Consider the following 26,325-nt stretch of genomic DNA (forward strand, 5'->3'; position numbering starts at 1 on the left):
GCGGGAGTGGAGAAGAACAACATGACGGCAAGTCCGGCAACAACAATCGCGCAACGGCGCTTCGGTCCACAACGCGTGGCCGAACGGGCGCTTGCCGTTCTGGACAAGGCGCTGGGTGCGGTTGCCGCAGCCATCCTTGCGACGCTTCTTGTGGTGGTGCTGGTCAATGTCGCTCTGCGATATCTGTTCCATACCGGTTTCATCGGCGCGGAAGATCTGGGCATCTGGCTCAATGTGGCAATGATCGCGGTCGGCGCGCCGCTCAGCCTCAAGAGCGCTCTGGCCATGCGGCTGGATGTATTCGTGCGCTTCCTGCCGGAACGCTTTCATGCTGCAACCGAAGTTCTGGCCGATGCCTTTTCCTTCGTCGCAGCCCTCATCCTCGCCTTCGGCGGGGCGGAAATTGCGGCCATGCTGGGTGGCACATCGCCAACGCTTGGTCTGCCGGAATGGGTGCGCTTCGGTTTTCTCGGTGCAGGCGGCGCGCTGATCTTTGTCTATCTGGCGCTTCAACGGGTCGGCGAAGGCAAGGCGCTTGCCGTTCTGCTCTCCGTCGCCATCGCGGTCGTTTCTTATGTCGGCCTGCCGGAACTGTTTATCGATACGAGCCTGCCGCCGAGCCTGTTTCTGGCACTCACGGCGGCGGTAGGGCTGGTTCTGGCCGCGCCGCTTGCCCATGCCTTCCTTGCCGCCGCCTATGTGGCGATCGCCTTCGGCAGCACCTTGCCGGAGCCAGCCATCGTGTCTTCGACGGTGACGGGCATGTCGAAATTCCTGCTGCTGGCCATTCCCTTCTTCCTGCTGGCCGGAAGCCTGCTGACGGAATCGGGCGTCGCCAACCAGCTGGTTCGTTTTGCCGCCTCCATGGTCGGCCACCGGCGGGCAGGGCTGGCGCAGACGACGCTTCTGACCAGCGTGCTGTTTTCCGGCGCATCCGGCTCCTCGGTCGCCAATGCCGCCTTCGGCGCCTCCACCTTCCAGCCGGAACTGGTGAAGCACGGCTATCCGCCGGCGCAGGCGGGCGCGATCATTGCCGCTACCTCGGTGCTGGACAATGTCATTCCGCCTTCCATCGCCTTTCTCATCCTTGCGACGGCCACCAACCTGTCGGTGGGCTCGTTGCTGGTTGGCGGCTTCTTCGCGGGTGGGCTTATGGCAATCTGCCTTGCGGTGGCAATCCATCTCAGCGTGCGCAGCGTCGATACCCTGCCGCGGGCGACAGGCAGCGAACGCTGGCGTTCGGCCGTGGCTGCGATACCTGCCTTCGGGCTTGGCGTCATCGTGGTGGTCGGCATCCGCATCGGCGTCGTCACCACTACGGAAGCTGCGGCCCTTGCCGCCCTTTATACGCTGTTTCTCGGTTTCGGTTACCGGCTGGGCGCGGGCCGCATTTTCGCGACCTTCCGCCAGTCGGCGGGTGAAGCGGCGGCCATCGGTCTTCTGATCGGCACGGCGGGGCCTTTCGCCTTCCTGTTGGCGGTGGACAATGTCTCCGGCCTCGTCACCGATTTTGTGACGCTTCTGGGCGGCAGCAAGATTGCGGTGCTCCTGCTCTCCAACCTCATCCTGCTCGTGGTTGGTCTGGTGCTGGATATTGGTGCTGCCATCCTGCTGTTCGGGCCGATCCTGCTGCCCGCAGCCGTGGCAGCCGGTATTGATCCCATCCATTTCGGCGTCATTCTCGTGGTCAATCTGATGATCCATGGCCTGACACCGCCGCTCGGCATGCTGATCTTCGTGGTCAGCGGCGTCACCCGAATTCCGGCGACAGCACTTTTCCGGGCCGTCGTTCCCTATCTCGTCTCGCTTCTCGTTTCCCTCGCCATTCTGTGCGCCTGGGCCATTTTCTTCTAAATTTGGGGTTTCAATCATGACTATTATCGATCGTCGCAATCTCCTCAAACTCTCCGCCATCGGCGCCGCAACGCTCGCTGCGCCCGCCTTCGTGCGTACGGCAAATGCCAGAACCCGCAGCATCACCGTTGCCTCGCTGTTTGCCGATGACAAGCCGGAGACGAAAATCTGGGTGAAGATCAGCGAGCTGGTGGAGGCAAAGCTGCCCGGCCGTTTCCGTTTCAACATCGTCAAGAGCGGTGCGCTGGGGGGTGAAAAGGAAGTGGCGGAAAATATCCGGCTGGGATCGGTTCAGGCGAGCCTTTCGACAGTCTCCTCGCTCTCCGGCTGGGTGCCGGAACTGCAGATCCTCGATCTGCCTTTCCTGTTTCGCGATGCCGACCATGTGCGCAAGGTGGTGACGGGCGAGACTGGCACTGATCTGAAGACGAAGCTCGCCGCCCAGCAATTCATCGCTGCCGATTTCATCAATTACGGCGCACGCCATCTTCTGACCAAGGAGCCGGTAACCCGGCCGGAGCAGCTGGAAGGCAAGAAGATCCGCGTCATCCAGAGCCCGCTGCACACCAAGCTGTGGAGCGCCTTCGGCACCACCCCGGTAGGGATTCCGATCACCGAGACCTATAATGCGCTGGCAACCGGCGTGGCTGATGCCATGGATCTCACCAAGTCCGCTTATGCCGGCTTCAAGCTTTACGAGGTCGTGCCCTATCTGACGGAAACCGGCCACATCTGGGCTTCAGGCGTCGTCTATTACGGTGCGACCTTCTGGAACCAGCTGGATGACGAAGAGAAGAAGGTTCTCCTGGAAGCATCGAGCGAAGGCGCGCAATATTTCAACCAGCTGATCGTCGAGGACGAAGTAAAGTCCGTCGAGCTTGCGCTCTCCAAGGGCGGCAAGGTGCTGCAGCCGGAAGCGCTGGACGAATGGCGCAAGGGCGCGCAGGGCGTCTGGCAGGATTTCTCCGGCATTGTTGGCGGCATCGAGAAGATACAGGCTGTGCAGTCGGCCTGATAATACGGCCCATCAAAATCAGGAAACCCCGTGCGTCCTTCGGGCGCACGGGGTTTCTTCTGTTCGGTATCAGTGCGAAGCGCCGGAGCCGCCAACGGCAACGATGGAGTAGGGCTGGCCTTCCACCGCAAGCGTGCGGGTTTCCTTCAGGCTTTCCGCATCCACCACGCGCACCAGCGAATGGCGCGGATCGGAAATTGCCACCTGCCCGTCGGCAACGGCGAGACGCGGACGCGGATCGCGCCAATGGCCATCCTTGCTGTAGGGTTCGGTGACCTTCGCCTTGCGGGTGATGGCGCCTTCCAGCACGTCAAGCACATGCAGGTCGCCATCTTCCGTCAGGATATAGGCATTGCGCGGATTGGCGGGGTCGAGGATGAAGTCGACGCGCCGGGTCGGCAGTTCGACAAGGCGGAAGGCGTCCTTGCTGTCAGGATCGATCAGGACGACCTTGTCCTCACCGTAGTTTCCAAGGAAAAACTGCATGGATTTGCCGCCGAGCAGCGTGCCGGTATAGGCTTTCGGGAAATCTTCCGGATAGGCCAGCATTTCGAGCTTCGGGCCATCCGTGCCGCCCGGCCGGGCAACGAGAATGCCTTCCTTGCAGCCAAAGGCCGCAAGCCGTGCGGATGTCGCCTCGCCATGCAGATCGGTGCATGTTGCCTGTTCACCAACCTGCTTGCCTTCCCTGTCAAGAACGCGCAGCCCGATGCGGGGCGGCAGCGTGTCGGGTTTGGTTTCGATCTGCGTATTGGGTACGGATACCAGAACGTAACGGCCCATCGTCACTGCCACGCCGTGATGCGGGGCGGTCGTATCGACAGTGCGGACCTTTGCCTTGCCATCCAGCAGGGTGGCCTCATCGATGATCTCAGCCTTGCCACCACGGTCGTAGAAGAGGATCGCATGGTCATCATGTGGCACGACGTGGAACGGGCGTTTGCCTTCGAAGGTAACGGGCAGCAGTGCTGCATCTTCCACATCCAGATCGCGGTGTTCACCGTGGTCGGAAAAGACGATGCCGGTCTTGATCACATGCACGATATCCGAATCCGACTGTGTGGCGAAAACAGTCTTGCCTGATGCGCTGGCGGTCAGCGCCGCATAGCCCTTCAGGTCGTAGCGTCCGAGTTCCTTGCCGGTTTCGAAATTGATTGCGCGCACCACAGGCTGGGTGTGATCGGCAATGAAGAGACGCCATTCCTTGACGGTGTCGCCGCTTTCTTCCGCCTGCGCCACGCCAGAGGCGAGCGGCAGGGTGAGGGCAATGCACGTGGCAAGCGCGCTCATGCCAAGGTGCTGTTGAAGGGAAAATCTCATGGTGTTCCTTCCAGACGTTATCATCCCCGTGCGGATAAGAACCGGTATCGGTTCTGAAGGATGATTGTAATGTTATTACGTTACGAGATTGCGTATTAGCATTACGTGCGGGGGCGATGTCAACCGATGCCGACGTCTTGGTACGGAAAAATCTGGATGGAGACAGTGAGGCGAGAAAAGGGGAGGCGGGAGGAGGCAGGTGACGCTTCAGCGTCAGGCCGTATTTCCCGAAGGGCTGTAAAGCCGGATAAAAAAGGCAGGCGCATCGCTGCGCCTGCCTCCGTCAGTTTTAGCGGATATCCTGCGGCAGAACATCCGAAGGGATGTTCTGGTAGGAAACCGGACGCATGAAGCGGCGGATCGACATGGTACCAACAGAGGTTGCGCCGAAGTTCGTCGATGCCGGATAAGGACCGCCGTGAACCATGGCTTCGGAGACTTCCACGCCGGTCGGGAAACCGTTGGCGAGAACGCGGCCGGCCTTGCGCTCAAGGATCGGCAGCAGCTTGCGGCCAAGCTCGGCGTCGCCGGCATCCAGATGCAGCGTTGCGGTCAGCTGGCCTTCGAAGCTCTTTGCGACTTCCAGCATTTCTTCCGCGCTATCAACCGTCACGATCAGGCCGAGCGGTCCGAAGACTTCTTCGGCAAGCGCGTGGTTGGCAACCCAGTCCTTGCCCGAAACGCGGAACAGGTAGGGCGTTGCATTGCGCAGATCGCAGGTGGTGGTCAGCACGTCGCGCACGCCATTGCCGGCGGCGATGCGGTCGCGGCCGTCACGATAGGCAGCGGCAATGCCGTCCGTCAGCATGACCTGCGGGCCGACTTCGGAAAGTGCGGCACGCGCGGTTTCGGCAACCGCATCGGCCTGCGAGGCGAGAACGACGGCGATGCCGGGGTTGGTGCAGAACTGGCCCGCACCCATGGTCAGCGAACCGGCCCAGCCCTTGGCGATGGCCTCGCCGCGAGCGGAAACCGCTTCCGGCAGCAGGAACATCGGGTTCACGGAACCGAGTTCGCCGAAGAAGGGGATCGGCTCGGGACGCTGGGCGCAGAGATCGAACAGCGCGCGGCCGCCAGCGAGCGAACCGGTGAAACCGACCGCCTTGATGCGCGGATGCTGCACGAGCGCGGAACCGACATCGCGGCGGCCGCCCTGGATCAGCGAGAAGACGCCTGGATGCAGATTGTGCTTCTTGACGGCGGCGAGAACTGCTTCCGCAACGATTTCACCGGTGCCGGGATGGGCGGAATGGCCCTTGACGACGACGGGGCAGCCGGCGGCCAGAGCAGCAGCGGTGTCACCACCGGCCGTGGAGAAGGCGAGCGGGAAGTTCGACGCGCCGAAGACGGCGACGGGGCCGATCGGGCGCTGCATCAGGCGGATATCCGGGCGCGGCAGCGGCTGGCGATCCGGCAGCGCTTCGTCGTGGCGGCGGTCGAGATAGTCACCTTTGCGGATATGCGAGGCGAAAAGGCGGAGCTGGCCAACGGTGCGGCCACGTTCGCCCTGCAGGCGTCCTGCGGGCAGGCCGGTCTCGGACGAGCCGATTTCGGTTATGGCGTCGGCGCGGGCTTCGATCTCATCGGCGATGGTGTCGAGGAATGCGGCGCGCTCTTCGCGGGTGGTGTAGCCGTAGCTCCAGAAGGCTTCTTCAGCAGCTTCTGCAGCCTTGTTCACCAGATCGACCGTGCCGACCGAAAAATCGAAAGCCTCGCCATGTGCAGGCTCGCTGCGGAATTTTGCTTCCGTTGCGACCCATTCTCCTGCAACCAGATGTTTGCCGTGCGGCTTGAAACTCATTGTGCTCTTCCCTGAAAATCTGATCCTGCGTGGAAAATCCACCCGACACCGTGACATGGACCGAAAGGCGACAGCACAAACGCCATCAGCCGCGATCCTCGCCCGGTTGCCTTCTGCCTTAGCCCGTGCGGGGCCTGAGCGAAAGGCGGTTTCTCAACTATTTGACCAAAAAGTGTGATTAATTGGGCGAGACGTGAAAAACACCCGCTTCCGTTTACGCGCACGGCGTTTTATATGACGTCATGATGACAAATAGACTTCCGAAATACATCGCCTGGTCGGTTTTTCTGCTGATCGTGATCGTTACAATCTGCCCGATCGGCTTTCGGCCTCACACGCTGACGACGGTGGGGATAGACCGTGCCGCCGCCTTCGCTTTCTGCTCGGCGGCTTTCGTGTTTGCCTATCCGCGCCACTGGCTCGCCGTCATCGTTGCGGGCGTCACTGCGGCTTTTGGTATCGAGGCGCTGCAGTTTCTGTCGCCCACACGGCATCCGCATTTGATGGACGCCGCGGTGAAAGCCGCCGGCGCCATAGCCGGCGGGCTTTTTACCATTACCTGTCTGCTATTCAGGGGGCGACTGACCGCCGGCAGACGGGAAGCCCGCGGTCAATAGTCTCGCTCAGCCTTGCCTGCTCGCCAGCCCGAAACGGCCATGCGACAGGGTGCGTTCGATGCCGCGCAACTCCGCCAGCCCTTTCAGCCGGCCGATGGCGGGATAACCGGGCTGTGCGCCGCGCGTCAGGTCGTCGAGGATTTCCTGCCCGTGATCGGGCCGCATCGGAATGGTGTGGTCTTCACGGCCTTCGGCGCGACGGCGGGTTTCCTCCGACAGAAGTGCGGCGATGACGGCGACCATGTCGGTGCCGCCTTCCAGATGTTCATCCTCGAAGAAGGAGCAGGGCACGGTATCTGTGTCACGCGTCACGTTGCGCAGATGCACGAAATGGATGCGATCGGCAAAACGGTTGGCGATGAAGGGCAGGTCGTTATCCGCCCGAGCGCCAAGCGAGCCGGTGCACAGCGTCACGCCATTGGCGCGGCTGTCGACCTTTGAGAGCATGTGGGCATAGTCCGCCTCCGTTGAGAGAATACGCGGCAGGCCGAGCAGCGGCCAAGGCGGATCATCACCATGGGCGCAGATGTTGATGCCCACTTCCTCGGCAACCGGTGTCACCTCGGAGAGAAAATCGATCAGGTTCTGCTGCAGCCTTTCACGGTTGACGCCGTGATAGGAGCGCAGTTTTTCGAGCAGCTGGGCGAGCGTATAACCATCTGCCGAGCCGGGCAGGCCAGCGCCGATATTGCGCCCGAGCGCGGTGATTTTTGTATCCGGCATGTCGGCGAAGCGTTTTGCCGCTTCCTCCAGCAGCCAGTCCGGATAGTCGGCCCCGGCGTCCGGGCGTTTCAGAATATGAATGTCGAAGGCGGCGAAATCGGGAAGATCGAAGCGCATCGCCTTTGCGCCGTGTCTGGTTTCCCAGCGTAGATCGGTGCGGGTCCAGTCCAGCACCGGCATGAAATTATAGCAGACGGTGCGGATGCCGGAGGCGGAGAGGCGGCGCAGGGTTTCCTGCCAGTTGGCGATGTGATTTTTCCAGTCGCCGGTCTGGGTCTTGATATCTTCGGAGACGGGCACGCTTTCAACCACGTCCCAATAAAGCCCGCCGGCCTTGATCGCCTCATGCCGTTTGGTGATTTCGTCCATCGGCCAGACGTCACCGGTGGCGATGTGGTGCAACGCGCTGACGATGCCTTCCGCACCCGCCTGAGCCGCATCCTGAACCGTGACCTTGTCGACCGGGCCGAACCAGCGCCATGTATGTCTCATCTTAAATCCTCAAATATCAGTCTGCTGAAAATGTCAGTTGCACCTTGCAGGCGGCGAAGCGGTCTCCGGCCTGTTCAAAGGCCGCTTTCGCCTCGCCGAGCGGGAAGCTGTGGGAAATGATCGGCCGCACATCGATCCCGCGCGTGGAGATAAGCCCGGCGGCGATGGCGAATTCATCATGGAAACGCTGCGAGCCGCGCCAGAGGATTTCCTTGCCCACCAATGCATTGAGCGGAATGGTGATGTCGCCGGTGACGCCCACCTGTACGATGGTGCCGCGCGGGCGCACGCAGGCAAAGGCGGTGCGAAGCGCGGGTGCTGCGGCGGAACAATCGAAAATGACGTCGAAATACCCCTTGTTTTCCTGGTAGGGCAAAAGCGCCTCGATGTCCTTTGCGACATTGATGGTGCGGTCGGCACCCATGGCGGGTGCGCGTTCCAGCGCGGCATCGGTGAGATCGGTCGCGACGATGGCGCCGGCGCCGGCATGGCGGGCAGCGGCAATGGTCAGGAGGCCGATAGGACCGGCGCCGGTGACCAGCACCTTCGCACCTGTCAGATCGCCGGCCTGGGCAACTGCATGCAGGCAGACGGCGAGCGGTTCGGTGCAGGCGGCCTCGGCGGGCGAGGTCGCGTCTGAAAATGTTGCGCATTGTTTTGCCGGAACCACCAGCCGGTCGCGGAACATGCCCTGTTCATGCGGCAGGCGCATGGCACTGCCCATGAAGCGCATCTCGAGGCAATGGATCGGCTGGCCCTTCAGGCAGAACTGGCACTGGCCGCAGGGCTGCGACGGATTGACGGCGACGAGCTGGCCGATGGCGAGCCCGCTGACGCCAGCGCCCAAAGCCGCGATATGGCCGGATGCTTCGTGACCGCAGATGATCGGCTCGCGCACCCGCACCGGGCCGAAACCGCCATCCTGATAATAATGCAGATCGGAGCCGCAGATGCCGCCTGCCGCCATGGTGAGCAGCACTTCGCCGGGGCCGGGAGCCACAAGCTCCTGCGTTTCGACGCGGATGTCCTTAACGCCGTGTAGACGTGCCACGCGTGTCTGCATGACGATGCCCTCATTTATGGGTGTTTTATGGATGAACCCGCGCGGCGAACCGCGCGGGCAATGATGTTTGCGTCAGCGGATCAGGCCCATTTCGGTCGGCAGCCACAAGGTGATTGCCGGAATGAAGGTGATCAGCAGCAGCGCCACGAACAGCGGCACCAGCCACGGCAGGATGGCGATGGTGGTGCGTTCGACGGAGAGTTTCGCCACACGCGAGAGCACGAAGAGCACCATGCCGAGCGGCGGGTGCAGCAGCCCTATCATCAGGTTGAGCGTGATGATCAGGCCGAAATGCACAGGGTCGATGTTGAATTGCAGTACCAGCGGCAACAGGATCGGCACGAGGATGGTAATCGCCGCGATCGTATCGAGGAAGCAGCCGACGAACAGCATCAGGAGATTGACCAGCACGAGGAAAATCCACTTGCTGTCGGTGATCGTCAGGATCGCCGCCGACAGAAGCTGTGCGGCCTGACTGACGGTCAGCAGCCATGCGAAGACGGAGGCTGCCGCGACGATGAAGAGCACCGAAGCGGTCGTCTCTATCGTATCGAAGGTTGATTTTGCCAGCGTCTTGAAGGTCATCGTCCGGTAACGGACAAGGCCGAGGAACAGCGACCACAGAACAGCGGCAACGGCGGCTTCCGTTGGCGTGAACCAGCCCATGGTCATGCCGCCGATCAGGATGACAGGCGTCATCAGCGCCATCACGGCGGAGAAGTCGAAATACCAGTCGCAGGCGAGCAGGATGACCAGCACGATCAGGATCGACAGGTTGAGCGACAGGCCGAATGCCGTGAGGATATAGATGCCGAGCGGCACCATCATCACCACGAAGACTTCTATCGATGCGCCGAAGATGGTTCTGAGGCTGAACGGCGTATCGGAGCCCCAGCCCTTGATATAAGCGAAGACCGCAACCGTGATCATCATCAAAAGCGTCATGACGACGCCCGGAACGATACCGGCCATGAACAGTGCGCCGATCGAGACATTCGCCATCATGCCGTAGATGACGAAGGGCAGCGATGGCGGGAAGATCGGTCCGAGCGTCGCGGAGGCGGCGGTAACGCCGACGGCCGCTTCGACCGGATAACCATGGTCCTTCATGGCCTTGATTTCGATGGTGCCGATGCCGGCGGCATCGGCAAGTGCCGTGCCGGACATGCCGGAAAAGATCACCGAGCCGATGATGTTGACCTGTGCGAGACCACCCTTCATCCAGCCGACCAGCGCGACGGCGAAGGAATAGATGCGTCCGGTCACCCCTGCCGTGTTCATGAGATTGCCGGCAAGGATGAAGAAGGGAACGGCCAGAAGCGGGAAGCTTTCCACACCCGCGATCAGCCGCTGCGCCGCGATGATATCAGGCGCGACGTTGTAAAACACAATGTAGAGCAAGGAGGCCGAGGCCATGGAAATGGCGACCGGCAGGCCGATTACCATCAGCAGAAGAAATGAGCCGATAAGAAGCAGCATCTGATCAATCCCCCGCGCTCTGGAATTCTTCGGGTCGTTCCAGAACGGAATAGCCGCGCTGCATATTGGCGATGAACACCTGCACCGACCGGAAGAACATCAAGACAAATGCCGCCAGAACCGTGTAGAAAACGATGTTGCGCGGCAGCGCCACGGTCACCATTTCCTCATCCGCGACAATTTCCAGATACCGCCACATCAGCCAGGATGTGTAGGCGAAGAACAGGATGCGCAGCACATCGACAAGGATCGACATGGCGCGGGCCACCTGCGGCGGCACATAGTGATAAAGCACATCCACCTGAATGTGGCGCGACATGCGCACGCACATGACCGACCCTAAAAACACCACGCCGATCAGGCAGTTGACGGCGATTTCTTCCGTCCAGGCGTAACTGTTGTTGAGCACGTAGCGGGTGAAGAACTGAAGGAACACGCAGCCCGTCATCAGCCAGAAAAGGCCGAGCGTGATCCAGTCCTCGAATGAATAGACCTTGAGATCGACCTCGGGCGGCGCCTCATCGAACGTATGGGCGAGTTCCTCAGGCGTGACCTGAGTATGGATTTCCTGCGACATTGAGATATCCCGTCTGGAGAGAAAGGGCGGTGCGGCAAAGAAGCCGCACCGGATCTTGGCTCACTTGACGGCGCGAATGGCTTCCCAGTCGGCCTTGTCGTAACCGAAGTCCTCGAACTTCACTTTTTCGATGACGTTCTTTTCGAAGTCGGCCTTGTCGACTTCGGCAACGGTCAGGCCGCGCTTCTTGAAGTCTTCGACGAGGCTTTTCTCGCGTTCATCGATGGTCTTGGTGGTCCGCTCGGCGGCCTCCTGCATGACTTCGGTGAAGATTTTCTTGTCGTCATCGGAGAGCTGCGACCAGAGGTTCTTCGAGATCACCGTGTTAAGGTGGTCAACGATGTGGCCGGTCAGGACGATGTTCTTCTGCACTTCGAAGAACTTCTTGGCCTCAATGGTGGTCAGCGGATTTTCCTGCGCATCGACGGTGCCGTTCTGCAGCGCCAGATAGACTTCCGCGAATGCAATCGGCGTGGTGTTGGCGCCGCAGGCGCGCGGCATGGCCAGATAGGCCGGAACGTCGGGAACGCGCATCTTCAGGCCCGCCATGTCGGCGCAGGCGGCAATCGGCTTGTTGGATGTGGTGTGGCGCGTGCCGTAATAGCTGACGGCGGCGATGTGGTTGCCGGTCTTGTCTTCATAACCCTTGGCGAGGCGCTTGAAGATATCGCTCTTGGTATAGGCGATCAGATGGCTCGGATCGCGGAAGATGTAAGGGAAATAGGTGACGCCGATCGGCTTGAAATCACGTGCGGCAAAGCTAGACCCGGAGATGATGATGTCAACGGTGCCGATCTTCAGGCCCTGGTTGATATCGGCTTCCTTGCCAAGCTGCGAGGCGGGGAAAACATCCACCTTGTAGCGGCCATCGGTGCGCTTGGCGATCTCTTCCGCCGCCCAGACCGAATCGGTGTGGAACGGTTCAGAGGTCTCGTAGACATGCGCCCATTTCAGCGTGGTCTGCGCCTGCGCCGCCAGGGCGGAAAGCAGGATGGCGGCTGTTGCGCCCATCAAAGTCGACAATCTGATTTTCATTCTTAACTCCTCCCGAATTAAAGCCAGATGTGCTGTTTTTTCCGTTGCCGGTTGCGGCGACGGTCACTCTTCCCCGATCGTTTCCTCCCCGAAACTCTCGGAAAATCTCTTCTGCGACAGCGTCAGATGCTGCCGCATCGCCTCACGCGCACCTTCCGGGTCGTTGGCGGCAATGGCGTCGCGGATTGCGCGGTGCTCCTGCACGGCGAGGTTCCATGTGTGCGGCCCCTCGAAATAGCTGGCGAGCTTTTCGAAAAAGGGTGACAGGCTGCGCTCGTCATAGATCAGGCCGGTAAAGCGATTGAGCGCCGAATTGCCGATGATATCGGCAATCGCGGTGTGGAAGGCCCGGTCGAAATTGAGCGCCTGTGGCGAGCTGTCGAGCGCGCCCGCCATGCGTTCGATGATATCATCGAGCTTGGCGATGCACTCCGGTGTGGCAAGCCGTGCGGCCTCTTCCGCAATCGCACTTTCGATGATGCAGCGCGCCTGCAGGATTTCGAACGGACCATGCGCATCCGGCATTGGCGGCTTTTGCGCGTCCGGTTTGCGCGATGCGTTTACATAAACGCCCGAACCCATGCGGATGTGGATATGACCTTCCACTTCCAGAACGATCAGCGCCTCCCGCACTGTCGGGCGGGATACGCCGAAGCGTTCGGCAAGGTCGCGTTCCGCCGGCAGGCGCTGACCATCCGCCAACTCCCCGCTCTCGATGAGCAAGCGTATTTGTTCCGCGACCAGCCGGTAAAGGCGGCGCGGCTCCAGAGCCACAAACATGATATCCTCCCAGCGCGAAAGTCTCCCCCCTTCGCGCAAGCGGTAAGATTGTCTTACCAATTTTATTAGGGAACATTTATGCGGTGCTGTCAATCGGACCGTGAGTGGAAAAATTACGTTGCTCCAGCTCGAAGAATGTTGGACGCAAGAAACGGGTGGAGACGAACGCGCTTTAGTGGTTTTGTGTGAGGCGTTAGGAGAAATGCAATGAACGCCAACATCATGCTGAATGAAGACATCACCCCCATCGGCACCGATTACGAGACGGTACGCGGGGTTATCGAGCTTTTGACGCTGGATTATCGCGAGCAGCCCTCCCTCGAAGCCATTGCCGCAAGGCTCGGCCAGTCGCCGACGCAATTGCAGAAAACCTTCACCCGCTGGGCCGGCCTGTCGCCCAAGGCATTCCTGCAGGCGGTGACGCTCGATCATGCCAAGAGGTTGCTACGCGAGGAAGATCTGCCGCTGCTCGAAACATCGATCGAGGTTGGCATGTCGGGGCCAGGCCGCCTGCATGATCTGTTCGTCACTCATGAGGCCATGTCGCCCGGTGAATGGAAGGCCAAGGGCGGCGGGCTGACGATCCGCTACGGTTTCCACGCTTCGCCCTTCGGTCTTGCATTGGTCATGGTGACGGATCGCGGCCTTGCCGGCTGCGCATTTGCCGATCCGGGCGAAGAAAGGGCCTGCTTCGAGGATATGGCCGGCCGCTGGCCGAATGCCGATTATCTCGAAGATCGTGAGGCGACCGTATCTTACGCCGCCCGCATTTTCGAACCGTCTTTATGGCAGTCGGACAGGCCGCTGCGTGTCGTGCTGCTCGGCACGGATTTTCAGGTGCGGGTGTGGGAAAGCCTGCTGAAAATCCCGATGGGTCGCGCCGTCACCTATTCCCACATCGCCTGTGATATCGGCCAGCCCACAGCATCCCGCGCCGTGGGTGCCGCGGTCGGCGCCAACCCGGTCTCCTTCGTTGTCCCCTGCCACCGTGCCGTCGGCAAAAGCGGGGCGCTGACGGGTTATCACTGGGGGCTGACCCGCAAGCGGGCGATGCTTGGTTGGGAGACGGGTAAGGTTTGAGGGAGATCTGGATTGTCTTTATTACGCCCGGGCTGATCCCTTTGGTTCTGGTTTATATTGATATGGTTCTTCATACGCGACGTCATCCTCGGGCTTGACCCGAGGACCCATGCCCACCGCTTGTGGATCCTCGCCTCAAGGGCGAGGATGACGGTGGAGGGATGAGGCTGGTGTTGGGGGTGACGAGCGGTGTCCTGCGAGTGGCCTGCCGCCCGTAAATGGCCTGATGAAGCCTAAACCAGCTCCATCAACGCCCGCGCCGCCGCCTCATCGGTGATCAGCGTGTTGCAGCCGGTGCGTTTGATGGTGGCGCGGATGGCGATGGCGCGGTGGGCGCCGCCGGAAGCGAGAACGATGTGTTTGGCCTTGCGCAGCGTATCGAGATCGATCGCCATGGCGCGCTCGTTGATCGGGTGGTCGACGGAGCGGCCTTCCGCATCGATGAAGTTAAACATCGTATCGCAGACGCAGCCGGCATCGATAAGTTCGCGCAGCGTCTCCTTCGAAATGAAACCTTCCGACAGCGATGTGGAATGCGGGCCGATATCGCCGCAGGAGACGATGGCAAGGTCCAGCGTCTCAGCCAGATCGTAAAGTGTGGCGAGCCCGCATTTTTCGATCAGTGCCCGTTTGGTCTCGACGGAATCCACCAGCAGCGGTGCCAGAAACATGTAACATTCCGCCCCAAGCGCGCTTGCCAGCCGCCAGGTGTAGTCGAGCGGGTTGGTCTGGTGCACTGCGACGATACCGCCGAGCAGCGAGACGACCTTGCAGTTTTCCCGTCGCGGCGGGCGGAAGCTGGAAAGCGAGGCGGTCATGGTGCGGCCCCAGCCGACACCGATGGTGGCGCCGTTCGGCACCACCTCGGAGAGGAATTGTCCAAGCGCCAGACCGACCGCCTTGGCGGTGCTTTCGGCGCTTGCCTTCTCGGGACAGGGGATGATGACGGCCTCATCCAGCCCGTAGGCCGTTTCCAGCTGGCCGGCCAGCGCCACGAAATCCTCGATGCCCTCGTTGATCCAGATCTGCACTTCCGAGCGTTTCATCGCCTCGTCGAGCAGGCGGATGACGGTGGAGCGGCTGATCCCCAGTTTTTCGGCGACGTCTTTCTGCGTCATGCCCTGATTGTAATAAAGCCACGCGGCGCGCAGCCTCAGCGAAGCCGCTTCCGAATAGGCCGTATGGGTTTCTCTTCTCAGTTTCGCCACGGTTTCCGCCATTCTCTTTATGGTATGGAGTATCGCAGGCGTGAAACTTATGTCAATTGCGATGCGCAAATGTCTTGACTTTCGACCATGCCGCTTGCGATAGTCGGAGCCGGACAAACCGCGATTTCGGCCTTGGGCGCACCCATGGTGCGGGAACGAAAAGACGGGTGAGCAAGTTTTCAAGAGATCATGAAGGATCATTCGATATGACGTCCAAACTCGAACAACTTCGCGCCATCACCACGGTTGTTGCCGACACCGGCGATATCGAGGCGGTTGCGCGCCTGAAGCCGGTGGATTGCACCACCAACCCCACCATCGTTCTGAAGGCACTCGGCACACCGGCCTTTGCGGATGCGGTGAAGGAAGCCGTCGCATGGGGCAAGACGCAGGGCGGCCAGTCCGACGCCGTTGTTGCCGCCGTTGCAGACCGTCTTGCCATTTCCGTTGGCGCCGCACTTGCGGGTCTCGTTCCCGGCCGCGTCTCCACCGAAGTGGATGCCGACCTCTCTTTCGATACGCAGGCTTCCATCGCCAAGGCACACCAGATCATCGCGGCCTATAAGGAGCGCGGCATCGAGCGCGAGCGCATCCTCATCAAGCTTGCCTCCACCTGGGAAGGCATCAAGGCAGCCGAGGTTCTCCAGTCCGAAGGCATCGATTGCAACCTGACGCTGCTGTTCTCGCAGGCTCAGGCAATTGCCTGCGCCGAAGCCAAGGTCTTCCTCATTTCGCCCTTCGTCGGCCGTATCCTCGACTGGTACAAGAAGTCGACCGGTGAGAACTACACCGCCGAGACCGATCCGGGCGTTGTTTCCGTGCGCAGCATCTACAACTACTACAAGGCCAATGGCATCAGCACCGTCGTCATGGGCGCGTCCTTCCGCAACGTCGGCGAAATCGAAGCGCTTGCCGGTTGCGATCGCCTGACGATCAGCCCGGCGCTCCTGGAAGAGCTGGACAAGGACAGCGGCAAGCTGGAGCGCAAGCTCTCGCCGGACAATGCCAAGCCAGAGCCGCTGAAGTCGCTCGATGAAAAGGCATTCCGCTGGGCAATGAACGAAGACGCAATGGCAACCGAGAAGCTCTCGGAAGGCATCCGCCTGTTCGCCAAGGATCTGGTGACGCTGCGCGAAATGGTCCGCAAGGAACTGACGCTGGCTGCGGCCTGATAAAAAAAAGGGGAACAATCCACGTTCCCCTTGCGTTTACACAGCATAAATCTCCAGTCACTCAAAACGCGATCGGGCCCCTGCCGGTCGCGTTTTTTTGTTCGCCTTAGTCGGTTCCTTTTCCAGTCGCCACCTCGGAAATGCGCTTTGCCGCATCGCGGATCAGCCCTTCGCAAGTCTCACGCGTGGGCGCCTTGCCACCAAGCGGCGTGATATAGGGGCAGGTGATGACGGCAAGCGCCGTGCCGTCGAGCGTCAGCACGGGGGCGGAAATATTGCGCACGCCGGCGGTCTGCAGGCTTTCCATGGATTCGAAACCGTTGCTGCGCACCTGCCGTAACCGCTCCGTGAGATCGGGGGGCACGGTCTCGCCACTGCCGCGCACCTGCTCGGTGATCATGATCTCGCGCTGCGCTTCGGTCTGGAAGGCGAGCAGCACATGGCCGGAGCCGGTGTGGAACAGGCTCATCTGCGCGCCGACCCGCATGGACATGGCCCAATAGGTGGAGGATTCCTGCTGGGCGATGACGACCACGCTGCCGCGGTCATAAACGGCCAGATGGCAGGCCTGTTCTGCGCTTGCGGAAAAATCACGCATGACAGGGGCGGCAAAAGAAACGAGCCGGCGGATCGGCGCGTGGAAATGCGCCAGCCCGAACATTTTCAGCGTCAGCGAAAACCGATCGCCTTCAAGCCGCTGCACGTAACCCCGGCGCACCAGCCGGTCCAACATGCGGTAAAGCTCGTTGGGGCTTTTGCCGACGGCCTTGGCGATCTCGATCTGCGTCAGCCCGCCATCGGTGCGGGCCAGAAGCTCGAGAATGTCCAGGCCCTTGTCGAGGGCGGGCGCGCGGTATCTTTCGCTGTCGTCTTCTGTCATCTGGCCTCGATGCGTTTTGCGCGGTTGCGGCGCAAGTTTGCTTGACGCCATATGAATACCGCGTTTACATATGAATTGTCGATCCATATTTGAGATCACTGAAATTCAGCGGCCTGAACCCGGTGGGCGGGCGCGCTATAGCGGGAGGCTATTCATGGTGCAGGATTTTAACGGCCGGACAGTGGTGATCACCGCCGCCGGCCAGGGTATCGGCCGGGCGACGGCGGAGCGGTTCATCTCGCTTGGCGCGCGCGTCATCGCCACCGATATCAACGAACAGGCGCTTTCCACCTTGAAGGGTGCGGAAACGCGGGTTCTGAACGTGCTGGATGGCGAAGGCGTCAAGGATTTCGCCGCCGAGATCGGCCATGCCGACGTGCTGTTCAACTGCGCCGGTTTCGTGCATTCCGGCACCATTCTCGATTGCGAGGAAAAGGACTGGGATTTCTCCTTTGATCTCAATGCCAAGGCCATGTATCGCACCTGCCGCGCCTTCCTGCCCGGCATGCTGGAAAAGGGCAAGGGCGCGATCGTCAACATGTCCTCGGTTGCATCAAGCGTGAAGGGCGTGCCGAACCGCTTCGCTTATACCGCATCCAAAGCGGCCGTCGTGGGTCTGACGAAGGCCATCGCCGCCGATTTCGTCACCAAGGGTATCCGCTGCAACGCCATCTGCCCCGGCACGGTCGACAGCCCGTCCTTGCATGACCGCCTGCGCGCCACTGGCAATTACGAACAGGCACTCGCGGATTTCATTGCCCGCCAGCCGATGGGTCGCATCGCGACGCCGGAAGAAATCGCCGCGCTCGTCACTTACCTTGCTTCGGATGAGGCAGGGTTCACCACCGGCCAGATCCATGTGATCGACGGCGGCTGGACGGGCTGAGCTTTTTTAAAGAAAAGAGGAGAGGCGACCGGCGTAAAAGCCGGTCGCCTTTTTTCATTCAGACGACGGCGCTTCCGGCCATCAGTGCAAGCACGAGGAAGACCAGGAAGATCACCACGGCGATGAAGAACAGAATTCGGGCCACGCCCGCCGCCGCTGCCGAAATGCCGGTAAAGCCGAATACGCCCGCGATCAAAGAAATAACAAAGAAAATAAGAGCCCATTTCAGCATGGAGCTTCCCCTTTCGCTTAATTTTCAAGAGTCTGCCGCCTCGCAGCGGACTCTCGAAAATGACGCGCAAAAGGCGAAAATGTTCCATGCGCCCGCAAAAATCGTTGTTTTAAATCCCTTTTTCAGCCGCCGCGTCAATCCGGCGAGCTTTCCAGGTGGTGCGGATGAAGGTTGCGACGAAGGCGATGCTCATGAACAGCACGATGGTGGGGGCCGGCGCACTGTCGATCAGAAAGCTCAGCCATATGCCTGACAGTGATGAGACGACCGCCACCATGATGGCGACGACAAGCATGGCGGAAAAGCGCCGTGTCAGCAGGAAGGCGATTGCGCCCGGCGTCACCAGCATGGCGACCGAGAGGATGATGCCTACGGCTTTCAGCGCGCCGACCACGGTGAGCGACAGAACCATCAGCAGACCATAGTGCAGAATACGCACCGGCAGACCGATTGCCTTGGCATGTTGCGGATCGAAAGCATTCACCAGCAGATCCTTGCGCAGCAGCCCGAGGAACAGCGTGGCAAAAAGCGCGATCAGACCGGTCTCCAGCATGTCCGACGGGGCAATGCCCAGCATGTCGCCGAAGAGGATGTGATCGAGGTGCATGTCGCTCTGCACCTTCACGTAAAGCACCAGCCCCAGCCCGAACATGCCGGAAAAGACGATGCCGAGCACCGTATCTTCCTTGATGCGGCTGTTTTCCTTGATGAAACCGGTGCCGAGCGCGCAGATCATGCCGGCGATGAAGGCGCCGATCGAAAGCGGAATGCTGACGATATAGGCGATCACCACGCCCGGCAGCACGGCGTGGGAAACCGCATCCCCCATCAGCGACCAGCCCTTCAGCACCAGAAAACACGAGAGCATTGCCATCGGCACCGCGATCATCAGGGTGATCACGAAGGCATATTGCATGAAGGGCAGTTGAAACGGCAGAATGGCGAGTTCGAGATATTCGCTCATGGCGTTTCCCCCAGTGCCTTGCGGGCCTTGGCTCTGGAGGCGAGCAGGCCATGTTTGGGCGCAAATATAAAGGCGGTCAGGAAGATCGCGGTTTGCAGCACAACGATGACGCCGCCGGTGGCGCCATCGAGGAAATAGCTGAGATAGGCGCCCACGAAACTGGTGGCCGCGCCGATGATGAGGCTCATCAGGATCAGCCGCTCGAAACGGTCGGTCAGGAGATAGGCGGTGGCGCCGGGCGTCACCACCATGGCGACAACAAGAAAAGCCCCAACCGTCTGCAGTGCGGCAACAGTGGAGGCGGCAAGCAGGGTGAAGAAGATCACCTTCAGCACTTCCGGTTTCAGCCCCACGGTGCGGGCATGGTTTTCATCGAAAAACACCACCATGAAGTCGCGCCATTTTAATGCCAGAACCAAAAGGCTGATGCCGCCGATCAGCGCCAGCTGGATGGTGTCTTCGGTGGTGATTGCCAGGATATTGCCAAGCACGATGGTCTGGATATTGATCGAGGTCGGCGACAGCGAGACCATGAACAGCCCCAGCCCGAAAAACGAGGTGAAGATCAGGCCGATGATCGCGTCTTCCTTGAGCCTCGTCTTCTGGTTCAGGAACAGCATGGAGCCGGCGGCAAGCCCGCCGGAGAGAAAGGCCCCGAGGGAAAAGGGCAGGCCAAGCATGTAGGCGCCGGCGACACCCGGAACGATGGCATGGGAGAGAGCATCGCCGATCAGCGACCAGCCCTTCAGCATCAGATAGGCAGACAGAAAACCGCAGACGCCGCCGACCAGCGCGCTGACCCAGATGGCGTTCAGCATGTAGCCATAGGTGAAGGGCTCAAGAAGGCTGTTTATCATCGACTTTTTCTTTCGCAGCCTCGGGATCATGGCCGTTCTGGCCATTCTTGCCATAAATCACGAAGGGCCGTTCGTCATCGGTGATGACCTTTACCCGGCGTGGATCGGCATCGTCATGCAGGTCGGCCCCGCCAAGGATGAAGTGGCGCAGGCTGCCGCCGAAGGCTTTTTGCAGGTTCTCCTCGGTAAAGGTATCCTCTGTCCTGCCTGACGCCAGAACCGTGCCCTTGACGAAGACGGCGCGGTCGCAGAATTCCGGCACGCTGCCGAGATTGTGGGTGGAAACCAGCATGACGCGGCCTTCGTCGCGCAGCGCTTTCAGAAGTGCGACGATCTGTTCTTCCGTCGTCACGTCGACACCGGTGAAGGGTTCGTCGAGCAGGATGACCTGACCCTCCTGCGCCAGTGCGCGGGCCAGAAACACCCGCTTCTTCTGCCCGCCGGAAAGCTCGCCGATCTGCCTTTTGCGATAATCGAGCATGTTGACGCGTTTCAGCGCCTCTTCCACCATCTGGTGATCGCGTTTGGACGGGATGCGCAGGAAGTTCATGTGGCCATAACGGCCCATCATCACCACATCCTCCACCAGCACCGGAAAGCTCCAGTCCACCTCCTCGGCCTGCGGCACATAGGCAACGAGGTTTTTCCGGAGCGCTTCCTTCACCGGCAGGTCGAAGATCGAGACGGAACCGGAGGCCAGCGGCACGAAACCCATGATCGCCTTGAAAATCGTGGACTTGCCGGCGCCATTGACGCCGACAAGTGCAGTGATCGTTCCGCGGGGAATGGAAAAGCTGGCATTTCTTAATGCGGTGTGGCCATTGCGATAGGTCACTGTAGCATTTTGAACCGTCAGGCCGCCGGCTATTTTTTTACCGCCCATCCTCATGATGACAGGCCTTTTGCGATGGTCTCGCTCGTCACCCGCAGCAGATCGAGATAGGTCGGAACCGGGCCGTCCGCTTCGCTCAGCGAATCCACGTAGAGTATGCCGCCATAGGTTGCGCCGGTTTCCTTGGCCACCTGTTCGGCTGGATCTGCGGAAACCGTGCTTTCGCTGAAGATGACCTGGATATTGTGCTCGCGCATGGCGTCGATCACGCCGCGGACCTGCTGCGGTGTGCCCTGGCTGTCGGCATTGACCGGCCACAGGAACAGTTCCTTCAGCCCGAAATCGCGGGCGAGATAGGAGAAGGCACCTTCACTCGTTACCAACCAGCGCTTGTTTTCTGGCAGAACGGAAAGCGTCTCGCGAATGGGCTGGACGGTGGCCTTGATCTTGTCCGAATAGGCCTTGGCATTGGCGGCATAGACATCGGCATGGGCAGGGTCGATCTCGGCAAGGCCCTTGCGGATATTTTCCACATAGATCAAGGCGTTATCGGGGGACATCCAGGCGTGTGGATTGGGTTTTCCCTGATACGCGCCGCCGCTGATCGCCATGGGTTCCACACCCTCGCTCACCGTCACGCTCGGCACGCCGGAGAGGTTGGCAAGGAATTTTTCAAACCACAATTCCAGATTGAGGCCATTGCGGAGCACCAGATCGGCCTTGCGGGCTTTGAGGATGTCGCGCGGGGTTGGCTGGTAGTTGTGAATTTCAGCGCCCGGCTTGGTAATGCTTTCCACTTCGGCGGTATCCCCCGCCACGTTGCGGGCCATGTCGGCGATGATGGTGAAGGTCGTCACGACCTTCGGTTTTTCCTGCGCCATCGCGGCTGCGGGGAGAAAAAGTGAGAAAGCAAAAAGAGCATGCCGGATTTTCTGGAAGTTCACGTCTGTCACCGAATGTTTGTTGCGATTAATTCGCAATACCATCTGTTATAAAATCACGCTTGTCAACGCTATTGCAAATCATTCGCAATTTAGCAGCATTTGAAAATGTCTGAAAATGGTGCGTTTTTGCCGGCGTTGCGCCGGGGTGGTTAAACTTTTTTCAATGAGAAAGCGGCAGTATCGTAAGGCTCGGACAGCGAGGTTGCGAGCTTATCCCGCGTGTGTTCCTCATCATCAGAGCCACGTTTCGGGGTGAGGGCGATAAGGCGGGGTACTTGATGTCAGGATGTTGTGGGTGAAAGCTGTATTCGGACGAATGCGGTTTTCGCGCAAACTCGTTGTGATCGTAGGCGGGATCCTGCTTTTGGCGGGTGCGACCGGTTCTGCTGCCGTGTTCATCGGCAGCGATCGGCTGCTTGGCCCATCCTACGCTTCCACCAACGGGCTTTCCTGCGACGCAGTCCAGACGGTCAACATCCGCAAGAACGGTTCCTTATGGGTGCGCAAATTCATTCGCACCGCAGGCGGTGATGGCACGGAGCGGTTGAAGACCGCACTCCGCGTTGCCAAAGCGGTCTACGACAAACAGAAGCCCGATCTGGTGCAGGTTTCGGTGCTCGACAGGAATGGCCCGCAATTGCGCTCGGAAATGCGCGGCCGGGCCATTGCCGCACAGGTCGTCTTCATTCCTGATCCCACCAAGATTCCGCAGGGCGCCGATGCCCAGCGTTATTCCGCTTTTTATTATGATGGCGCAGCCAATGGCAGCGGCCAGTTTTATGGGCTGCGTATCGATCTGCCGCTTGAGGACGCCGAAACCATGGCCGCGAGCCTCAGCGATACCGCCGATTGCGCGACGCCAGCTTCGGATGGTGGTGGGGAAGGCCATGAAGGCAAGGCTGCGAAAGGCGCGGCCGGACATGGCGAAGCCAAGGATGAGGGCAGCGGCCATGGTGCAGCACCCGCGGAGGCGGACGAAGGCGGGGCCGGTGCGGAAGCGCATGGAGAGCAGCCGTCTCCCGAAGCACGGGGCGAACCCGGTGCCGATGAATTGCTGACTTCGACACCGGAAGCCGATGGCGGCAGCATTTTCAGCGTGACCTATCTGAAATCGCTGATTTTCGGAAAAGGCTCAACGACCGCGCAGGCGGCGGAGGAAAAACCGGCGGCTGAGACTGCGCCGGCTGCGGGCAAGGCCGGGCATTAACGGTTGTGAGGAAGTGGGCCGGTCCCGAGCATTAAGAGCGAAGGCGGCCGTGAGGCCGCCTTGGTTTTCGTTCGATCAATCCGCCTTGTTGCGGCGGGCCGGGAAGAGGATGACGTCGCGGATCGACGGGGCGTTGGTGAGCAGCATGATCAGGCGATCGACGCCGATGCCGAGACCGCCGGCGGGCGGCATGCCCTGGTCGATGGCGTCGAGGAATTCCTCGTCCAGCTGCTTGTCCTTTTCGCCACGGGCGTGCGCCTGTTCCAGCTGCTCCACCATGCGGCGGCGCTGCTCTTCCGGATCGTTGAGTTCGGAGAAGGCGTTGCCCACTTCCCAGGCGTTGCAATAGCTTTCGAAACGCTCGACGAGGCGCGGTTCGCCCGGCACTTCCTTGGCGAAGGGCGAAATGTCCTTGGGGAAATGCGTCACATGGCTCGGCTGGATCAGCGTGCCTTCGACCTTTTCTTCAAAGATGAAGGCAAGGCATTCGCCCCAGGTCCAGTCCTTTTCGACAGCGAAGCCAGCAGCCTTGGCCGCAGCGCGGGCTTCTTCGTCGGTCTTGAGGGCAAGGAAGTCGATACCGGTTGCTTCCTTCACCGCCTCGGGCATAGGCACGCGCTTGAACGGGCCCTTGAAGGAAATCGTCTGGCCCTGGAATTCAACTTCGGTCGTGCCGTGAAGGGCAATCGCCAGCGTCTCGAACAGCCGCTCCACGAGACCCATGATGTCCTCGTAATCGGCATAGGCCCAATAGCACTCCATCATGGTGAATTCAGGATTGTGCCGCGTGGAGACGCCTTCGTTGCGGAAGTTGCGGTTGATTTCGAAGACCTTGTCGGTCAGGCCCGAAACCAGCGTGCGCTTCAGGAACAGTTCCGGCGCGATGCGCAGATACATGTCCATCTTCAGCGTGTTGTGGAAGGTCTTGAACGGATCGGCCGTCGCGCCGCCATAGATGGTCTGCAGCATCGGCGTTTCCACCTCGAGGAAGCCTTCGGCCTCCATGAAGCGGCGGATGCCGGAGAGGATCTTCGAGCGCTGCAGGAAGCGCAACTTGGATTCCTCGTTGGAGAGGATGTCCAGATGACGCTTGCGGTAACGCAGCTCGATGTCGGAGACGCCGTGCCACTTCTCGGGCATCGGCAGCAGCGACTTCGTCAGCATGGTGATTTCTTCGGCGTTGATCGTCAGCTCACCGCGCTTGGTGCGGCGCACCTTGCCGGTCACGCCGATGATGTCGCCGATATCGATCATCGGCAAAAGGTTGCGCGCCGCTTCCGGCGTCGTATCCTTGTGGCTGAAGATCTGCACCTTGCCGGAGGCGTCATGGATATCCATGAACATGCCGGAATTGCGCGAGGAATAAACGCGACCGGCCACCGTCACCGTATCGCCGGTTTCGACGTCGGCTTCGATATCGGCGTATTTTTCCGAAAGCTCCGCATTGCTCATGGTGCGGTGGAAATGCGCCGGATAGACGTCACCGATCTGCTCGCGCAGCAGCGCAAGTTTCTGGCGGCGTACTTCTGTCGCGTCGGAGGAGAGGGCGGTGGTTTCGGTCGTCTTGTCGTTCATGGTGTTGGCCTTTAGCGGGCTTGTTCGTTGCAGGTGGCCTTTGTGCGTTGGGCTTACCCCCCTCTGCCCTGCCGGGCATCTCCCCCTCAAGGGGGGAGATCGACAAGCGGCTGACACCTTGCCCATGGAACGGGTGGGAGCGGCATCTGATCTCCCCCCTTGAGGGGGAGATGCCCGGCAGGGCAGAGGGGGGTAAGCCCTAGGCAGAAGGCGTATTCTAAAATGCTGCCGTCACCGCCAGCACATAACTATCAGCTTCCGCTGCCAACCATCGTGGCCACAACGGCAATCGCCATCTTCAACCGCTGGCGCACAACGGAGCGGCCGAGCAGCGCCATCGAGTCAAACAGCGGCAGCGAGCGGGAGGAACCGGAGACGGCGACGAAAAGCGGCGGCGTCACGACGCGCAGCTTCTTGCCCGTGCGTTCGGCCACATCGCGCAGCTCGGCCTCGATCGCTTCCACGTTCCAGTCCGGCATCTTCTCGAGGTCGGCGGCAACCGTGGTGAGGATCTCGTGGATTTCCTCCGGTTTGCTCTTCAGCCCGGCAAAGGAAGCCGGCGTCAGTCCGACATCGCTCGCCAGCAGGAAGCCTGCAAGGTTCGGCAATTCGCCGAGTCTCGAAATGCGGCTCTGGGCAAGCTTCAGGCCTTCGGTCAGGCGGGCATTTTCCATCGCCCACTCCAGCGTGCGGGCAATGAATTCTTCCGGGGTCAGCTTCTCGCGCAGCCAGCGGCCGTTCAGCCAGTCCAGCTTCTGGATATCGAAGATGGCGCCGGCCTTGGAAAGCGCTTCCGGATCGAACTTCGCCGCCAGCTCGTCCATGCTCAGGAGCTCTTCGCCTTCGGCGATCTGGATGAAGAACAGGCCGAGGAAATTCATCAGCGCTTCCGGCAGGTAACCCAGCGCGGAATAATAGGAGATCGAGGTAGGGTTCTTGCGCTTGGAAAGCTTGGACTTGTCGGCGTTGCGCATCAGCGAAAGATGCATGAACACCGGCTGTTCCCAGCCGAAATAACGGTAAAGCAGGATGTGCTTGGGCACGGAGGCCAGCCACTCTTCGCCGCGCGCCACATGGGTGATCTTCATCAGATGGTCGTCGATGACGTTGGCCATGTGATAGGTCGGCATGCCGTCGGCCTTGATCAGCACCTGCATGTCGACCGAATCCCAGGGGATCGAGACATCGCCATAAACACCGTCATGGAAATCGCACGAACCTTCGGTCGGGATTTTCATGCGCACGACATTGGCTTCGCCGGCGGCGACGCGGGCGGTGACTTCCTCGGCCTTGAGGTTAAGGCAGTGGCCGTCATATTTCGGCGGCTTGCCGGCGGCGCGCTGCGCTTCGCGCATTTCTTCCAGCCGCTCGGGCGTGCAGAAACAGCGGAAGGCATGGCCTTTTTCCAGCAGCTCTTCGGCATAGGGCCAGTACATGGACTTGCGTTCCGACTGGCGGTAGGGGCCGTAAGGGCCGCCGACGTCGGGGCCTTCCGACCAGGTGAGGCCGGTCCAGCGCAGGGCTTCCAGCACCTTCTGCTCATATTCAAGGGTCGAGCGGGTGGCGTCGGTATCCTCGATGCGCAGGATGAACTCGCCGCCGTGTTTCTGGGCGAAGAGATAGTTGAACAGCGCGATATAGGCGGTGCCGACATGCGGCTCGCCGGTGGGGGAAGGTGCAATGCGGACGCGAACGCCGGAAGTGGTCATGAAATTCACTCGTCGTGGACGTG

24 protein-coding genes are annotated in these 26,325 nt (G+C 60.5%); 7 read left to right on the top strand and 17 right to left on the bottom strand.

Going from position 1 to position 26,325, the window contains the following annotated elements:
• The first annotated feature begins 21 nt into the window (after positions 1-21).
• Entirely contained in the window at positions 22-1,854 is a 1,833-nt protein-coding gene (locus QSV77_RS17490) for a TRAP transporter large permease subunit (protein ID WP_302734450.1), read from the top strand.
• A 16-nt stretch (positions 1,855-1,870) separates the two neighbouring features.
• Positions 1,871-2,869 (top strand): TRAP transporter substrate-binding protein, encoded by a 999-nt coding sequence (locus QSV77_RS17495; RefSeq protein WP_302734451.1) that lies wholly within the window; start codon positions 1,871-1,873, stop codon positions 2,867-2,869.
• A gap of 69 nt (positions 2,870-2,938) precedes the next feature.
• Here the strand turns inward: QSV77_RS17495 and aztD are convergent, their stop codons facing one another.
• On the bottom strand, positions 2,939-4,189 hold the full coding sequence (gene aztD / locus QSV77_RS17500) for a zinc metallochaperone AztD (RefSeq protein WP_302734452.1): 1,251 nt from the start codon (positions 4,187-4,189) through the stop codon (positions 2,939-2,941).
• A gap of 289 nt (positions 4,190-4,478) precedes the next feature.
• Positions 4,479-5,990, bottom strand: a complete 1,512-nt coding sequence (locus tag QSV77_RS17505) for an aldehyde dehydrogenase (NADP(+)) (RefSeq protein ID WP_302734454.1) — start codon at positions 5,988-5,990, stop codon at positions 4,479-4,481.
• 245 nt (positions 5,991-6,235) lie between these two features.
• Between QSV77_RS17505 and QSV77_RS17510 the strand changes: the two genes are divergently transcribed.
• Positions 6,236-6,607, top strand: coding sequence for an antibiotic resistance protein VanZ (locus QSV77_RS17510; RefSeq protein WP_246753466.1), 372 nt, complete (start codon positions 6,236-6,238; stop codon positions 6,605-6,607).
• A 6-nt stretch (positions 6,608-6,613) separates the two neighbouring features.
• Here the strand turns inward: QSV77_RS17510 and uxuA are convergent, their stop codons facing one another.
• The 6 genes from uxuA to QSV77_RS17540 all read right to left on the bottom strand — a co-directional run bounded on the left by uxuA (position 6,614) and on the right by QSV77_RS17540 (position 12,756).
• A complete protein-coding gene (uxuA, locus tag QSV77_RS17515) occupies positions 6,614-7,822 on the bottom strand; it encodes a mannonate dehydratase (RefSeq protein ID WP_302734455.1) in 1,209 nt (402 codons plus the stop codon).
• A 16-nt stretch (positions 7,823-7,838) separates the two neighbouring features.
• Positions 7,839-8,885, bottom strand: a complete 1,047-nt coding sequence (locus QSV77_RS17520; protein ID WP_302734456.1) for an L-idonate 5-dehydrogenase — start codon at positions 8,883-8,885, stop codon at positions 7,839-7,841.
• A 72-nt stretch (positions 8,886-8,957) separates the two neighbouring features.
• Positions 8,958-10,364, bottom strand: a complete 1,407-nt coding sequence (locus QSV77_RS17525) for a TRAP transporter large permease (RefSeq protein ID WP_142842744.1) — start codon at positions 10,362-10,364, stop codon at positions 8,958-8,960.
• A gap of 4 nt (positions 10,365-10,368) precedes the next feature.
• Positions 10,369-10,941, bottom strand: a complete 573-nt coding sequence (locus tag QSV77_RS17530; protein WP_271363439.1) for a TRAP transporter small permease — start codon at positions 10,939-10,941, stop codon at positions 10,369-10,371.
• Positions 10,942-11,001: 60 nt separating this feature from the next.
• Positions 11,002-11,976 (bottom strand): sialic acid TRAP transporter substrate-binding protein SiaP, encoded by a 975-nt coding sequence (locus QSV77_RS17535; RefSeq protein ID WP_110760313.1) that lies wholly within the window; start codon positions 11,974-11,976, stop codon positions 11,002-11,004.
• Between the two features lie 63 nt (positions 11,977-12,039).
• A complete protein-coding gene (locus tag QSV77_RS17540) occupies positions 12,040-12,756 on the bottom strand; it encodes a FadR/GntR family transcriptional regulator (protein ID WP_302734457.1) in 717 nt (238 codons plus the stop codon).
• Between the two features lie 207 nt (positions 12,757-12,963).
• Between QSV77_RS17540 and QSV77_RS17545 the strand changes: the two genes are divergently transcribed.
• Entirely contained in the window at positions 12,964-13,836 is an 873-nt protein-coding gene (locus QSV77_RS17545; RefSeq protein WP_302734458.1) for a bifunctional helix-turn-helix domain-containing protein/methylated-DNA--[protein]-cysteine S-methyltransferase, read from the top strand.
• 233 nt (positions 13,837-14,069) lie between these two features.
• Here the strand turns inward: QSV77_RS17545 and QSV77_RS17550 are convergent, their stop codons facing one another.
• Positions 14,070-15,056 carry a sugar-binding transcriptional regulator gene (locus QSV77_RS17550; protein ID WP_271363440.1) on the bottom strand — a complete coding sequence of 329 codons (987 nt, stop codon included), beginning with the start codon at positions 15,054-15,056 and terminating at the stop codon, positions 14,070-14,072.
• Between the two features lie 194 nt (positions 15,057-15,250).
• Here QSV77_RS17550 and tal point away from each other — a divergent pair, with 194 nt between their 5' ends.
• Positions 15,251-16,216 (top strand): transaldolase, encoded by a 966-nt coding sequence (tal, locus tag QSV77_RS17555; RefSeq protein ID WP_269699456.1) that lies wholly within the window; start codon positions 15,251-15,253, stop codon positions 16,214-16,216.
• A gap of 106 nt (positions 16,217-16,322) precedes the next feature.
• Here tal and QSV77_RS17560 read toward each other — a convergent pair whose 3' ends face one another.
• Positions 16,323-17,096, bottom strand: coding sequence for an IclR family transcriptional regulator (locus QSV77_RS17560; RefSeq protein WP_302734459.1), 774 nt, complete (start codon positions 17,094-17,096; stop codon positions 16,323-16,325).
• 154 nt (positions 17,097-17,250) lie between these two features.
• Here QSV77_RS17560 and QSV77_RS17565 point away from each other — a divergent pair, with 154 nt between their 5' ends.
• Positions 17,251-17,982 (top strand): SDR family oxidoreductase, encoded by a 732-nt coding sequence (locus QSV77_RS17565; RefSeq protein WP_142842750.1) that lies wholly within the window; start codon positions 17,251-17,253, stop codon positions 17,980-17,982.
• 58 nt (positions 17,983-18,040) lie between these two features.
• Here the strand turns inward: QSV77_RS17565 and QSV77_RS17570 are convergent, their stop codons facing one another.
• The 5 genes from QSV77_RS17570 to QSV77_RS17590 all read right to left on the bottom strand — a co-directional run bounded on the left by QSV77_RS17570 (position 18,041) and on the right by QSV77_RS17590 (position 21,811).
• Positions 18,041-18,214 (bottom strand): DUF1328 domain-containing protein, encoded by a 174-nt coding sequence (locus QSV77_RS17570; protein WP_003499086.1) that lies wholly within the window; start codon positions 18,212-18,214, stop codon positions 18,041-18,043.
• Between the two features lie 109 nt (positions 18,215-18,323).
• The gene (locus QSV77_RS17575; RefSeq protein WP_269699459.1) at positions 18,324-19,178 is read right to left on the bottom strand and encodes a metal ABC transporter permease; all 855 of its coding nucleotides are present in this window, start codon (positions 19,176-19,178) and stop codon (positions 18,324-18,326) included.
• Positions 19,175-20,035 (bottom strand): metal ABC transporter permease, encoded by an 861-nt coding sequence (locus QSV77_RS17580; protein WP_142842752.1) that lies wholly within the window; start codon positions 20,033-20,035, stop codon positions 19,175-19,177. The genes QSV77_RS17575 and QSV77_RS17580 overlap by 4 nt, the downstream gene beginning before the upstream one ends.
• The gene (locus QSV77_RS17585; RefSeq protein WP_302734465.1) at positions 20,016-20,924 is read right to left on the bottom strand and encodes a manganese/iron ABC transporter ATP-binding protein; all 909 of its coding nucleotides are present in this window, start codon (positions 20,922-20,924) and stop codon (positions 20,016-20,018) included. The genes QSV77_RS17580 and QSV77_RS17585 overlap by 20 nt, the downstream gene beginning before the upstream one ends.
• Positions 20,921-21,811, bottom strand: a complete 891-nt coding sequence (locus QSV77_RS17590; protein ID WP_302734466.1) for a metal ABC transporter substrate-binding protein — start codon at positions 21,809-21,811, stop codon at positions 20,921-20,923. Before QSV77_RS17590 ends, QSV77_RS17585 begins: the two co-directional genes overlap by 4 nt.
• Before the next feature lie 286 nt (positions 21,812-22,097).
• On the opposite strand from QSV77_RS17590, the gene QSV77_RS17595 reads away from it, so the two are divergent.
• On the top strand, positions 22,098-23,018 hold the full coding sequence (locus tag QSV77_RS17595; protein WP_302734467.1) for a hypothetical protein: 921 nt from the start codon (positions 22,098-22,100) through the stop codon (positions 23,016-23,018).
• Between the two features lie 75 nt (positions 23,019-23,093).
• Here the strand turns inward: QSV77_RS17595 and lysS are convergent, their stop codons facing one another.
• Both lysS and gltX read right to left on the bottom strand, forming a co-directional pair.
• The gene (gene lysS / locus QSV77_RS17600) at positions 23,094-24,593 is read right to left on the bottom strand and encodes a lysine--tRNA ligase (protein ID WP_302734468.1); all 1,500 of its coding nucleotides are present in this window, start codon (positions 24,591-24,593) and stop codon (positions 23,094-23,096) included.
• A 251-nt stretch (positions 24,594-24,844) separates the two neighbouring features.
• Positions 24,845-26,302: a glutamate--tRNA ligase gene (gltX, locus tag QSV77_RS17605; protein WP_302734470.1), complete on the bottom strand. Its 1,458-nt coding sequence runs from the start codon at positions 26,300-26,302 to the stop codon at positions 24,845-24,847.
• Between the last annotated feature and the right edge of the window lie 23 nt (positions 26,303-26,325).

It is taken from the genome of Agrobacterium sp. V1 (genome assembly GCF_030518355.1).
Classification (GTDB): Bacteria; Pseudomonadota; Alphaproteobacteria; order Rhizobiales; family Rhizobiaceae; genus Agrobacterium; species Agrobacterium cucumeris.

Coding starts and splice junctions, on each gene's coding strand:
- QSV77_RS17490 (WP_302734450.1), top strand. CDS start 22: ATGACGGCAAGTCCGGCAACAACAATCGCGCAACGGCGCTTCGGTCCA.
- QSV77_RS17495 (WP_302734451.1), top strand. CDS start 1,871: ATGACTATTATCGATCGTCGCAATCTCCTCAAACTCTCCGCCATCGGC.
- aztD (WP_302734452.1), bottom strand. CDS start 4,189: ATGAGATTTTCCCTTCAACAGCACCTTGGCATGAGCGCGCTTGCCACG.
- QSV77_RS17505 (WP_302734454.1), bottom strand. CDS start 5,990: ATGAGTTTCAAGCCGCACGGCAAACATCTGGTTGCAGGAGAATGGGTC.
- QSV77_RS17510 (WP_246753466.1), top strand. CDS start 6,236: ATGACAAATAGACTTCCGAAATACATCGCCTGGTCGGTTTTTCTGCTG.
- uxuA (WP_302734455.1), bottom strand. CDS start 7,822: ATGAGACATACATGGCGCTGGTTCGGCCCGGTCGACAAGGTCACGGTT.
- QSV77_RS17520 (WP_302734456.1), bottom strand. CDS start 8,885: ATGCAGACACGCGTGGCACGTCTACACGGCGTTAAGGACATCCGCGTC.
- QSV77_RS17525 (WP_142842744.1), bottom strand. CDS start 10,364: ATGCTGCTTCTTATCGGCTCATTTCTTCTGCTGATGGTAATCGGCCTG.
- QSV77_RS17530 (WP_271363439.1), bottom strand. CDS start 10,941: ATGTCGCAGGAAATCCATACTCAGGTCACGCCTGAGGAACTCGCCCAT.
- QSV77_RS17535 (WP_110760313.1), bottom strand. CDS start 11,976: ATGAAAATCAGATTGTCGACTTTGATGGGCGCAACAGCCGCCATCCTG.
- QSV77_RS17540 (WP_302734457.1), bottom strand. CDS start 12,756: ATGTTTGTGGCTCTGGAGCCGCGCCGCCTTTACCGGCTGGTCGCGGAA.
- QSV77_RS17545 (WP_302734458.1), top strand. CDS start 12,964: ATGAACGCCAACATCATGCTGAATGAAGACATCACCCCCATCGGCACC.
- QSV77_RS17550 (WP_271363440.1), bottom strand. CDS start 15,056: ATGGCGGAAACCGTGGCGAAACTGAGAAGAGAAACCCATACGGCCTAT.
- tal (WP_269699456.1), top strand. CDS start 15,251: ATGACGTCCAAACTCGAACAACTTCGCGCCATCACCACGGTTGTTGCC.
- QSV77_RS17560 (WP_302734459.1), bottom strand. CDS start 17,096: ATGACAGAAGACGACAGCGAAAGATACCGCGCGCCCGCCCTCGACAAG.
- QSV77_RS17565 (WP_142842750.1), top strand. CDS start 17,251: ATGGTGCAGGATTTTAACGGCCGGACAGTGGTGATCACCGCCGCCGGC.
- QSV77_RS17570 (WP_003499086.1), bottom strand. CDS start 18,214: ATGCTGAAATGGGCTCTTATTTTCTTTGTTATTTCTTTGATCGCGGGC.
- QSV77_RS17575 (WP_269699459.1), bottom strand. CDS start 19,178: ATGAGCGAATATCTCGAACTCGCCATTCTGCCGTTTCAACTGCCCTTC.
- QSV77_RS17580 (WP_142842752.1), bottom strand. CDS start 20,035: ATGATAAACAGCCTTCTTGAGCCCTTCACCTATGGCTACATGCTGAAC.
- QSV77_RS17585 (WP_302734465.1), bottom strand. CDS start 20,924: ATGAGGATGGGCGGTAAAAAAATAGCCGGCGGCCTGACGGTTCAAAAT.
- QSV77_RS17595 (WP_302734467.1), top strand. CDS start 22,098: ATGTTGTGGGTGAAAGCTGTATTCGGACGAATGCGGTTTTCGCGCAAA.
- lysS (WP_302734468.1), bottom strand. CDS start 24,593: ATGAACGACAAGACGACCGAAACCACCGCCCTCTCCTCCGACGCGACA.
- gltX (WP_302734470.1), bottom strand. CDS start 26,302: ATGACCACTTCCGGCGTTCGCGTCCGCATTGCACCTTCCCCCACCGGC.